Here is a 12,340-nt window from a genome sequence, read left to right as displayed (position 1 = left end):
TTGTCTTGTCGTTGGAGTGGTGGCACCCGTTGACGCGAGTACCACCGTTTGACTTCCACAACAAGTAGTTCATCCCATTTGAATGGGTGTAGTCTTTGCAACTACTGGTAATATTTATGATCGCCAGTGGTAGATTCTTGGTATTAAAGCAATGTTTATTGCTCGGTTATTCCGTTGTGTTATTCGAGTATTTCGCAATGAAGAACTAAGAATGAAGAACTAAGAATGAAGAACTAAGAATGAAGAATGAAGAATGAAGAAAGAAGAAAACGATACGCACTTTTTTGCAAAAAGTGAGCGATAGCGTCTGATCCTGTGCCGTACGTCGCTTTCGCTCCGTCCTTGCACGTCCCGCTGTCGCCTTCGGCTATGGTTCCAGTTGGGTTGTATTAGGGATTTGATAAAGGTTTGAATACATTCTACTGGGTTTTAATGGCCGCTTCGCGGGACGCCTTCGGCGTGTTGCTGCCGCTTGCGCTTAAGTTTGAATTGATACTAGTAGTGTATTAGAGATATTAGAAAACTTTGAAAGGTTACAGCGGACGCGCTCCGCGCTGTATCATTTGGGACTGTTTGACAGTAAGGAAGATATACTAAGAAAGTATCATGAAAATGACTGGTTATAAACAAAACCCATGAAGCATTAAGCGTCGTGACTCTATTAGCACCTAACCTACTTTATCCACTGGTCTACATCAGCCCATTCATAATGTCGGCCTTTTCCGAAAACAGTACTCTTAGTTACCTTTCCGCTGTGCTCAACAATGCAAATTTTCAGGTACTTGCGTTTTCTAGATTCGCCGTTAACGTCTACATAGATCGTTTTGATAAACCGATGTGCTAGGTTGTTCCACTTAGTTGGCTCATGTATTGAGTTGAATAGACTTTTAAGATTAGCAGCGGTGTCGTCTTGTGGTATGAGCTGTTTATCTAATGCCTTGATGCCGGACTCTAGATCAATTGACGCTGATATCAACGCGGTTACATCACCACCGTTTGAGATAGCTCGCTGCACCTGCTTGAGTGCGATTTGCTTCTGTTGTATTTGCTGCTTAATAGCATCTTGTTCACTGGTAGGTTTCGGATCTTTGACTTTTAACTGTCTACTATAAGCAAAAACCAACTTTTCAAGCTGCTTCGCACTTATAGCAGGAGCATCGCACCCTAGTCGCTTGGCTGCGTTGTTACACCTGTAAATGACGTAAGTCCCGTATTTGTTAACGGTCGTCTTCTTTGTCATCACGCTATCACATTTGGAACATCTCGCGAGTCTGCTGAAATGATTATTCACTGAACCTTTACCAGAATTAACTACTCGCTTCTTTGGTGTCAGGATCTGGAACTCTTCAAATGTTACCAGTGCTGGATAGTGATTTAATATTAACTCGTCGTCGACCCATTTACCATTTAGCTTCTTAGACGTCATCCAAGCGCCATACAGCGCGTGAGAGCTTAAGATCCGTCGAATGCTTGTAGGGTTCCATTCCGTCGCTCTAGGTGGCTTATAGGGGCTGTCATTCATATCTTTGGTGATAGTGTTTTCTGTACCACCATTAAGCTTTAAGTTAACCAGAAAACGGATCGCTTCTGCGTAGTCGTTAAACTCAAACTCATTTGTTTGCTCGTTGAACGTCAGCCATTTTGGACAAAGCTTCTTGGTTTTCTTGCCTTCTCTGGCTTGCTGCTTCTTAGCGTCCTTGGCTTTCTGTACTCGAATGCTTTTCTGCTCTGACTCTTCAAACGCGATTTTACAGCGAATTGCTAACATCATGATTTTATCGATGTCGTTAACAGTGCTTGAGTTGTAAAGCATGTTGTCAGCGTCCACGTAAAGCTCTACACCGCTCGATACAATCGATTGAACCAAGTCATTGGTTTCTTGGTATTGTTTGCGTGACAAGCGGTCTACGGCTTCTATGACTATGACTGAGCCGGACGGGATCGCTCCGGTCTCGATGGCATCCAACATATTTTGCAAACCAGTTCGATGAACCGCTTTCCAACCTGATACACCAAGATCCGAATAGTTAGACTCTATCAGCTCATAACCTTGGCGGTCTGCATATTCACGGGCGACGTTCCACTGGCGTTCCTTCGATGTACCTTTGGCTTGCACCTTGGTACTGAATCGAATGTATGAATAACACTTTTTTGTCATTGTAACCCCCTAACCGAACTACATACTGCTAGTGTAGCTCATAGTCATTTAGCAAACAATACCGTGATATTTGCTGTGGAAATCAATGCCTTTACCTTTTTAATGTGAAAAACGCCGCAACGTTACTCGTTCAGGCGGTTAACTGCAAGCGTTGTTTGTCTTATTACGCATATTAGCCAGGTGAAATAGAGAAAATCATATCTAACCTTTCGCTTAGGCTAATGGCTTATTAAAAAGTAGAAGGGATTTTCGAAACCCCCAGCTTTGGTGACGTTTATTTCACCGAAAAGGCATAGTTAACGACAGTAACGACAATTAAAGAGGATCAATGGCGGTAAACGAACTACACTAATTCAATCTAATCAGGAAGTTAAAGTGAAGTTTATGCGCCAATTATCACTGATATGCGTTCGGCATATTTGGTTACTCTGGGTAGCAATGGTTTCATTTAGTAGTGCTGCACAATGGCAATACGAACAGGAAGTCACCCCCAGCGTTAGTGAAACCGCTGTGAGCATCAATAATGAGGTTCAAACCCTACCTGAGCCGCTATTTATGTCGGCCCAGGACCAACGCAAAGCGTCTCAGTTATTAAGAGTCGTACTTATCGAACAACAAAAACAGAGCGATCAGTTCGCACTGCATCTTTCCCAGTTTATCGATAACCTTAAATCCGATGAAGAACCCGATGTTAAATCGAAAGCGAGCGACGACATTTGGTTCAAGGTTCAGTCTGACTATATAACCCTAAGCAGCATCAATAGCAGCAAGCAAAAGTTACTAGAGCTTGCTGATAGCGCCACTCGTGACAAGCTCATTGGATTTGGACCGCAAGGAGTTAGGCAGTTAAAACAAGAGTGGCAGTTAACGCTGCTTAATGCCGAATACCTGTTTTACTTTCAGCTACGCAGTTTTCGCGCCTTGATAGAAGATATCTTTGTTTCACCCGTGCCTGTCGTTTGGGCTGGTATCAAAATATTTTTCATTTATAGCGTACTCATGTGGTGGCTTGCCAATAGCGCAAGAATAATAGAACTGTATAAAAACACAGTTTTAGAAAAAACCAATACTCCGCCGTTATGGGTTCGCATAATTTGGTATTTTAGCCGCGCTCATAAAGCCATCGCTTGGTTGATAGCGATAACCCTATCCTTACAAGTCCTATCGACCATTCCAAGTCTTCAGCATGTCGTCTTCCTTGAGATATTTACCTGGTGGATTCTCGGTGGCTCTATCGCGATCAGTTTCATTTTGGAGTTCGCTTACCGAAATAGCCGCTCTTCTAGTCAACAGATTGTTGAACTACGACTGTCGACTATTCGTCGTTATGTATGGAGCGGGATAATTGCTGGTGTGATCTTGCAAATTTCAACCATGACACTTGGCAAAGGCACCATTTACAACTGGATATACAGCGTGCTCTTCTTCTGGTTTGTTCTTATCACCATTTCAGTATTGAGGCTGTGGCGCGACACTGTTTTTGAAATGGTGGAGAACATTGCTGACCGTCCTTGGTGGGTAAATTGGGCAATCAGCAAAAAGCGGATTTGGGTCATCAGTATCATTGCAACCGCGATGGCATCAGCATGGGTCATAGTACATATTGCTAAGCATCGATTAATTTCAAAGCTGTCGCACTTTACCTTTTTCAGCCAAGCCCTCGCCTATTTGTTTCGAATTGAGGTCGCTAAGCAAAAAAACAACACTGCAGATGGCCACGCTTTAGTTCGCGTTAAAGGCGATGCTGCCTTTGATTATGTGTTGCCAGGGAATCACGACAGCGAATTAATCGATTATGCTGATGCCGAAATTAAACAACTCTCTAAATATCTGCTGACGGACTCTCCTGCTTTATGTGTCGTCTCTGGAGAGCGTGGCGTGGGCACTACGACCTTTTTAAAACAGATGCTGCATAAAGTGAAAAATGCAGAGCCTGTTTACCTCAATTGCCCTCATTCTGGCTATCAAGAGCTACTGGCTCATTTTGCTGTGAGTATTGGGCTTGATGAAGACGCCACGGAAATACAGATCCTGAGTCAGCTTCGAGGCAGTCAAACCACTTACTTAATTGCTGTCGATAATGGACAGAGATTAGTGAAACCTATGGTTGGTGGTTTATCAGCACTTATCCGTTTAACTAATCTAATTCGACGTTCCAAGAAAAATCACCGTGCAATCATCTCAATTGAAAAAGCAAGTTGGCGATTTGTCGATCGAGCGCGAGGAGAAAGGCTTCTATTTGACTGGGTCGCCTTTCTGCCTAAGTGGAATGAAATGCAAATAGCGTCACTGCTCGACACGCGCATCAACCAATCAGACGAATACACGGTCAGCTTTGACGGGTTAGTGGTACCGAAACAGTGGGACCAACAAGATATCAGTGAAGAGGAACGGGCAAAGCAAGGTTTCTATCGAATCCTATGGCACTATTCTGATGGGAATCCGACCGTTGCATTAAGGTTCTTTCGTTTCTCGTTAAATCGAAATAAAGAGACCGAACAAGTGTTGGTGAGGCTGTTCCATGCTCCAGAATCAGAAGAGCTTGAGAAGATGCCAAAACCCATGTTGGCGGTATTGCGCTCTATTGTTCAATTGGAGATTGCGACACCAGAAGAGCTCTCTGAATGTACACAGCTTACTATCTCCGAAGTGACTGGGACGCTGCGCTACTTCCAAAGCCGGGGCTATATCGAATGGACAGAAGACAAAGCCAAAATCTCAGATCACTGGTTCAGACACATTACCAATGTGTTAGACAGACAGCATTTATTGGTGAAGTAATATGATTAGAATATCTAAAGTACTCGGCATCCCCTTACTGACACTGTTGCTGCCATCTCAACTGGCAATTGCCGCAGAAGAAGCGGTTAACGTTGAGAGCATCCAACAGTTTGCTAGCCTGATTCGTTGGAGTGGCGTCTTCTTCTCAATTCTAGTTGTCGCGGCAACATGGTTACTGATCAAGTTTATGAACTCGTTGGTCGAGAGCATTGGTGGGCAGTTTGTTCAGTACCGAATGGTGCTACAAAAGGTTCAGTCTTTCCTACAGTTCTTCATCTATATGACAGCTGGTCTGGTCGTCTTTATGATGAGCTTTCGAATTAACGATCATATCTTGGCGCTGATTGGCGGTACGCTCGCTGTATCCGTAGGTTTCGCATTGAAAGACCTTGCGGCGTCGTTTATAGCGGGTTTAACCGTGATGATAGACAGGCCGTTTCAAGTTGGCGACCGTGTTACGTTTGAGGGGAATTACGGCGACATCATTACCATCGGCTTACGTTCTGTGCGTATGAGAACACTCAACGACGATATCATTACCATACCTAACAATAAGTTTCTAAATGAAGTAACGACCAGCGGGAATTATGGCGCTCTCGATATGCAGGTCGTGATTCCTTTCTATGTAGGAATGGATGAAGACATCACCCTAGCCCGCGATTTAATTCAAGAGGCGGCATCGTCAAGTCGTTACATTCACCTGCCAAAGCCAGTCACAGTGCTCGTTAAACAAACCATCACTGACAACTACTTAGCCATTCAATTGACCTGTAAGGCTTATGTTGTTGATACGGCTTATGAGAAGTTGTTTGAAACCGACATTACCTTAAGAGTGATGAAAGAGTTCAAAAAGCACGGCATCAAGCCGCCGAAGATAGCTTTGGCTTCAAGTTAGCAAACTCGTTGGTTTAAAACAAAAAGCCCTCGCTTCAAATGAAACGAGGGCTTTTCTCTAGAGCGGTTTTAATAATTACACTTTGAAGTATTTCAGCTGCTCAGTTAGGTGCTCTGCAGTGTTCGCCATCTGTTGGCTATCTTCAGCCAGTGATTGAGATGCCTGAAGCACTTCGTTTGCTGCTAAATGAATGCTAGATACGTTCTGGTTCATTTCTGTCGCCACTGAACTTTGTTGTTCTGAAGCTGCAGCAATTTGTGCCACCATATCGTTAGCATTTTGCAGCTCTGCCACGATTTCATCCAATTGAGCTCGAGTATCGTCAGACGCTTTCACACTATGATCAACCTCTTCATTGCTTTGCTTCATCGCGACGAAGGTTTGCTCTGCCTGTTGAGTGAGCTTCTCAATCGTGTGTTGCACTTCGTTGGTCGAGTTCTGTGTGCGGCTTGCAAGGTTACGTACTTCGTCGGCAACCACAGCAAATCCACGCCCCTGTTCACCTGCTCGCGCTGCTTCAATCGCTGCGTTCAGAGCCAACAAATTAGTTTGCTCCGAAACATCACGGATAACCCCCACCACTTGACTGATTTCAGTTACGCCTGCTTGTAGATCTTGCACCAAGCTATTCGCATTCGAAATATTATCAGACACGTGAGAGATACTTGTTGCCGTCACCTTCATGTTCTCATCATTGCGATACGCATGATCTACCACTTTATTTGTACTCACTGCCGTGTTTTCAGCATTAACGGCCACGTCAGAAATGGTGGCACTCATCTCGGTCATTGCTGTTGATAGCAGCTCAAGTTGTGCGTGTTGAGAGTTAACACTGGTTGCCGCTTCTTCACTGGCTTGAGCAATATGACTCGCCATTGAACTAGATTGCCCTGCTGATTCATTGGCAGTCTTAAGCGTGCTTTGCAGTTTCTCTAGCATCTTATCGATCTGCTGAGACATTTCACCCAGTTCATCTTTACGCGTCATGTTCATGCGAACGCGCAAGTCACCATCAGCGATGGCATGAGTGTTGTGAATCAACTTGGCCAATGGAATCAGAATGTTGTTAGAAATGGCGTAACCCATCGCAAATAGCATTCCTGATAAAACAAGGGCTACCAACGCCTCTTTTATCGCTAGAGCCCAGAAGGCTTCTTGAATATCTGCAACTAAGATCCCAGAACCTACGATCCAGTTCCACTCAGGAAACAGTTCAACATAAGATATCTTATCTTTCAGTTCCCCTTGAGGACTTTTCCATTGGTAATCTAGAAAACCCTTACCTTGCGGAGAGCGTGAGATAGAAACCATTTCACGCCAGTGGAACTTACCCGCGCCGTCTTTGAAGTTATGAGTATTCTCACCATTCAGTTCAGGTTTTAACGGGTGCATCACGACTTGTGATTGCTGGTTAAGAATCCAAAAGTAGTTGTTACCGTCGTAACGTAGGTTTTGAATCGCAGCTAATGCTTGCTGTTGTGCTTGTTGCTCACCCAACACGGCACGTTGACCATAATAATGTTTAGCTAGCGATACGGCGGATTCGACTTGCGCACTGAGTTTACTTTCACGTTCGGCCATTGAAGTGGCACGCTGCTGAAGCAAATTGTACGTACATGCCATAATCAGCGAGACCACTGAAAATATGACAATTGAGGCGAGTTTAGATTTGATAGAAAGGTTGCTTAATTTCATAGCGGACTGACTTTATTTTTTTGTTATTAGTTGGGAGCAACTTAACAAAACTGTCTTTAACCGCGATGATGTAAGTCATGAAGAGTGAATATTCACACAGTTACACATGCAAAAGGTGACACTTGTCACCTATAGCTAGTTGAATTCTATAAAAATATCAATAATTGATAAGCCTTGTTGAGTTAGTCTCTTAATTCCGAAAGTTGTGTAATGCTTTCGTATTGAACACTGTCAGTGCTTTGTTCTGGTTTCCGTACAAACCAAATGGCATTGATTCCAGATTTCAGAGCAGGAATGATATCTTTCTCAAGTGTATCGCCAACCATAGTCACGCTAGATACAGGTACATTGAGACGAGAAACAATTGAGGGGAAAAAATCTGGACTTGCTTTATCAACACCAAGATTGGCTTTGCAGAAGTAACCAGAAATGAACTTGTCTAACCCTACTCGGCTAAATGCTTGTTGGATTTCTTGTTCAGAAGAGTCTGCTGCATTAGTCGCAATGTAGACACGGTGATGTTTAGAAAGGTATTCGAGGGTTTCCAATGCACCATCAATCGGTTCAACGATCGGCCAATCGCACATTTTTCCAGATTGATCGGGGAAATTAACCATCAAGGTGTCTCCCCAATCAAAGAGGTACGTTTTTGTCATTCTGCCTCCATGCATGACGTTATATCTATTTGTTACTTTTAGTTCATCGAGTGCAACCCGATCACGTTCCCCTCAGTATCCATGACTAAGCTAATAAAACCAAATTCTCCAATCGCCATTTTGCTCATCTGAAGTGTTCCGCCGTTCATTAACGCGCGTTTTTCTTCGATGGCACAGTCTTCACAGGAGAAATAGACGATGGTGCTGTTTCCACCAGCGGCCATATCGTCCATCTTCACTAAAGCGCCCGTCGCCCCATAGCTGCCCATGTCATCGGAGAACACCCACATATCAAGAGGAATACCTCCAGGGCTATCAAGCTTCGACAGGGTTACTTGAAACACTTGTTGATAAAACTGTTTTGCTCGATCCATGTCATTCACATAGATCTCGAACCATCCCACTGGGTTACCTAACATAAGCCTACCCTCATTTGCCAAACACAAATTGAGCATAGTTCACTGCAAACCATACATCGTAGCTAATATCCGTTTTATCAGCACCGATACAATGAACGTTGGCTTGTTTTTAGTTAACGTTAGACACCAGCAATTGTGGCGCAGCTTTCTTCGGTAGATAGACGCTGAAACGGCTACCTTTACCTAATTCAGATTCAACACGAATTTCACCACCGGTTTGAGACAGAATACTCTGCGAGACTGATAAACCTAAGCCAGTACCATCGCGCTTGGTGGTATAAAACGGTGAGAAGATACGTTTCAACTGTTCTTCTTTGATACCACAACCTTCGTCTTCCACATGAATCACAGCGCCCTGAACCACACCTTCTTCAATCCAATCCTCACTAGAAATGGTCAGGTTCCCTTCTCCATCCATCGCGTGAATCGCGTTCATTTGAAGATTAACCAAGATTTGTAGAAGCTGGTTTCGGTTTACTTCAACAGAGGTTTTGGCATCAAGAGATGAGTGATACACGATACCTTTCTTTTTAGCGCCAGTTTTCACCAGAGTAATACTCTCATCAACAATCGGGTTGATGTGCTGCCAAGTAACTTCGTCTTGTACTCCGCCATGACGACTGTATTGCAACAAGCTACGTGTGATGTTTCGGATTCGGTCGATCTGCTCCATGATCGCTTGGATCTCTTCATTGACGCGATCGGTATCGTCGCCCAGTTCAAACTTCATGAGCTCGACGTTTCCAAGAATCACAGCCGTTGGGTTGTTAATCTCGTGAGCGATACCAGCTGTAAGCTCACCAAGCGCAGCAAGCTTTTCATTGACCACCAATTTGTCTCGAGCTTGGTTAAGCAAGGTAATGTGGTGTTCAAGCTGCTCCGTTTTCTCTTTCAAGCTAGCGGTACGAGAATGAACCTTGCACTCTAGCTCTAGCGCGGCTTGTTGGATCTCTTGATTGCGCTCGTGGAGAAGATCCAGCATCTTGTCGAACTGCTTGGCAAGCTGAGTCAGCTCGTGCTGATCATCCAGTCCCAAGGTACCGATTCGTTTGTCTTGTCCCATCTGAACTAATTTCACCACTTTGTGAATGCGCTCAATCGGGTTAAATAGATCCCGCGCACCACGATGAACAATAAAGCCGGACAGCAATAACAATGCGACGATGGTTATGCTTATCTCACCAAGGTTAGTCAGGTAAGTTTCAACCAGCGGCCAAATCAGATAACCGGTATAAAGCATACCAATCACCTGTTCATGTTGATCGCGAATTGGTTGATAGGCGGTGATGTACCACGCATCGTAAACATACGCGCGATCAAGCCACTCTTCTCCTCGGTTTAACACTTTGGAGTGCACTTCGTAAGAAACTCGGGTACCTATCGCTCGCCCTTCACTTGCATCACTATTGAGCGGTACATTGGTGCTGACACGTAGATCATCCAAAAAGACGGTCACAGTACCAACCCGACGAGAGAATCCTTCACGCCTTGGATAGATAAGATTACTGATCTGATCAACCAACTGAGTACTGTTATTGAGAAGAATACCGCCATCAAGGAAACCAATAACGCGATTGTCCCCGCCATAAATAGCGATAACGGTGCGACTGACTAAGCCACGAGTTTCAATCTCTGTGCCAGTAAGCAGCGGTACTTCTGCTCTTTTGGCTAAGGTTTGATCTAATTCGTCAAGCTGACTGCGTGTTAGTACGCTAAAAAAGGATTCCTTACGAGTGAGTTCAAGAAGTTCACTGATATCTTGGACAGATTGAGCGCTGTGCCAGCGTAAGAAGTCGAGCTCGTAACGAGCTTTATTGTCCGATACCCATTGGATAAGTTGTTCTTCAGCGATATCACTCTGTAGTTTGTTTCTAAAACGGTAAGATTCTGAAAACGCTCTAACGTTGTAGGCCTGTTGGTTTTGAATAAGGTGGATACTGTTGTCAGCAACGTCTAAGCGCTCATCAACATCAATCAATGCACCTTGCCAGGTGTAATGCACTGACCAGTAAAGCGTGATAGCGATTAAAGCACAAAGAGTGAGGATGATCGGCGCAGAGGTCAAAAACAGAAGACGATAGCGAACCATCGTCTTGAATCGAAAACTCCATTTTGCCCACCAGTGGCGACTAGTCGGCATATTCTGATCCCTCTGCATTCCAATCTTTGTACTTACGCTCTAGGGTTTTACGCGCAACACCTAAGTCACGGGCTGCTGCCGACTTGTTTCCATCGTGATAAGAGACGACTTGTTCAATATGTGCCTTCTCTACTTCTTTGAGTGTCCAGCTATTTGGATAGCCTTCTGCCGCGTCATTCGGGTCCATCCCTGGAAGCTCTGAACCATGTGACACCGTCACAGATACTCGAGTTGGTACATTACTCTCACCATTTAACTCACGCCAATAGTGTGCAGGTGGTTTACCAAGCAGAATACAACGCTCCATCAAGTTCTTAAGTTCACGGATATTGCCCGGCCACTGATACTCGTTCATGGCAAGAATATCTTCATGTGCCCAAGTTGGTTCCGGCATGCCCAGTTCATGGGCTAGCATGCGTGTGAAGTAAGGTACAAGGTCCATCAGGTCCGACACACGTTCACGAAGAGGTGAAACATCAATCTTCAATACATTCAAACGATAGAAAAGGTCACGTCTGAAATTGCCTTTCTCTACCTCTTCTTGCAGGTTTCGGTTAGTAGCAGCGACCACGCGTACATCAACAGTGATCTCTTTTTCACTGCCCACAGGACGAATTGTTCGTTGTTCCAAAACTCGAAGCAGCGCGGCTTGCATTGGCAATGGCATCTCACCTATCTCATCAAGGAACAGTGTGCCGCCACTGGCTACGCGAAAAAGACCTTCACGATTCTTTTTCGCGCCGGTAAACGCGCCAGACGTGTGACCAAACAGTTCACTTTCCAGTAGTTCTGGGGCAATTGCTCCACAGTTGATCGGTACAAAAGGCCCTGTTCTTTTACTCGCTTCGTGAACACCGCGAGCCACCAGTTCTTTACCGGTCCCCGATTCACCTTCAACCAAAACCGATGCTCTTGATGGTGCGAATTGAGTAATCAGCTGTTTCAGAAGTCGAGTTTTGTCTGAATTACCGATGATTTCGGTTTTAATATGGCGGCTAACGTCACGCTTTAGTGCATATTGCATACGTTGTGCAAGTCGCTTGTCCATACAGCGAAGCACTGCTTGAATCATCTGCTCTAAATTGAAGGGCTTTAAAATGAAGTCGGAAGCACCAAGTTTAAGAGCGGAAATCGTCATCTCTAGGTCAGCATAGCCCGTCATAAAGATAACGTCTGAGCGTTTCTCGCTGGCGTTGAAGGCTTCTTCCCATTCAATACCGGAGCGACCGGGCAGATTGATATCTAAAACGATCAAATCAAAGTGTTCAGCGCTACGGATTGTCTCCGCCTCTTCCACTGAGCCCGCGCACATCACCTTACCAAATAACTTACCCAGCGCCTTTTTCAAAATCGCCTGCATTCCTATCTCATCATCGACCACCAAAACAGAGAAAGCTTGGTATTGAGTTAAGGAGTTCAGAGTCTTGTTTGTGACATTTGGGCTGGTAAGAGACATAAAAACACACCGGTGAGGAAATTTGGGACAGAGTGTACCAACTCGTCTCAAGTACAACAGGTTCAATATGCGACATTTTGTCCTAGCTCATATTTTCTTTAAATTTAATTTCATAAATGGTGCTATTTTGCCCGAAATAA

The 12,340-nt window shown here is 44.5% G+C and carries 8 protein-coding genes; 2 read left to right on the top strand and 6 right to left on the bottom strand.

Translation table 11 applies throughout. From position 1 onward, the window contains the following. Nucleotides 1-673: 673 nt before the first annotated feature. Nucleotides 674-2,158, bottom strand: coding sequence for a recombinase family protein (locus KI743_RS18315; protein ID WP_285467633.1), 1,485 nt, complete (start codon nt 2,156-2,158; stop codon nt 674-676). Between the two features lie 384 nt (nt 2,159-2,542). Between KI743_RS18315 and KI743_RS18310 the strand changes: the two genes are divergently transcribed. Together KI743_RS18310 and KI743_RS18305 are read left to right on the top strand one after the other, a co-directional pair. Further along, on the top strand, nt 2,543-4,939 hold the full coding sequence (locus KI743_RS18310; protein ID WP_285467628.1) for an ATP-binding protein: 2,397 nt from the start codon (nt 2,543-2,545) through the stop codon (nt 4,937-4,939). Between the two features lies 1 nt (nt 4,940). Continuing rightward, nucleotides 4,941-5,834, top strand: coding sequence for a mechanosensitive ion channel family protein (locus KI743_RS18305; RefSeq protein WP_285467627.1), 894 nt, complete (start codon nt 4,941-4,943; stop codon nt 5,832-5,834). Between the two features lie 75 nt (nt 5,835-5,909). Here KI743_RS18305 and KI743_RS18300 read toward each other — a convergent pair whose 3' ends face one another. The 5 genes from KI743_RS18300 to KI743_RS18280 all read right to left on the bottom strand — a co-directional run bounded on the left by KI743_RS18300 (nt 5,910) and on the right by KI743_RS18280 (nt 12,200). Then, the gene (locus tag KI743_RS18300; RefSeq protein WP_285467626.1) at nt 5,910-7,529 is read right to left on the bottom strand and encodes a methyl-accepting chemotaxis protein; all 1,620 of its coding nucleotides are present in this window, start codon (nt 7,527-7,529) and stop codon (nt 5,910-5,912) included. 182 nt (nt 7,530-7,711) lie between these two features. After that, nucleotides 7,712-8,185 carry an HAD family hydrolase gene (locus tag KI743_RS18295; RefSeq protein WP_285467625.1) on the bottom strand — a complete coding sequence of 158 codons (474 nt, stop codon included), beginning with the start codon at nt 8,183-8,185 and terminating at the stop codon, nt 7,712-7,714. A 38-nt stretch (nt 8,186-8,223) separates the two neighbouring features. Further along, entirely contained in the window at nt 8,224-8,604 is a 381-nt protein-coding gene (locus tag KI743_RS18290; RefSeq protein WP_032549030.1) for a VOC family protein, read from the bottom strand. A 109-nt stretch (nt 8,605-8,713) separates the two neighbouring features. After that, on the bottom strand, nt 8,714-10,744 hold the full coding sequence (locus tag KI743_RS18285) for a HAMP domain-containing sensor histidine kinase (RefSeq protein WP_285467623.1): 2,031 nt from the start codon (nt 10,742-10,744) through the stop codon (nt 8,714-8,716). Further along, the gene (locus KI743_RS18280; RefSeq protein ID WP_285467621.1) at nt 10,734-12,200 is read right to left on the bottom strand and encodes a sigma-54 dependent transcriptional regulator; all 1,467 of its coding nucleotides are present in this window, start codon (nt 12,198-12,200) and stop codon (nt 10,734-10,736) included. The genes KI743_RS18285 and KI743_RS18280 overlap by 11 nt, the downstream gene beginning before the upstream one ends. Nucleotides 12,201-12,340 lie beyond the last annotated feature (140 nt).

This window comes from Vibrio sp. D420a (assembly GCF_030248625.1).
Lineage (GTDB): Bacteria > Pseudomonadota > Gammaproteobacteria > Enterobacterales > Vibrionaceae > Vibrio > Vibrio fortis_A.
The sequence above is the reverse complement of the archived record's forward strand: the minus strand, read 5'-3'. Positions and strand labels throughout refer to the sequence as shown.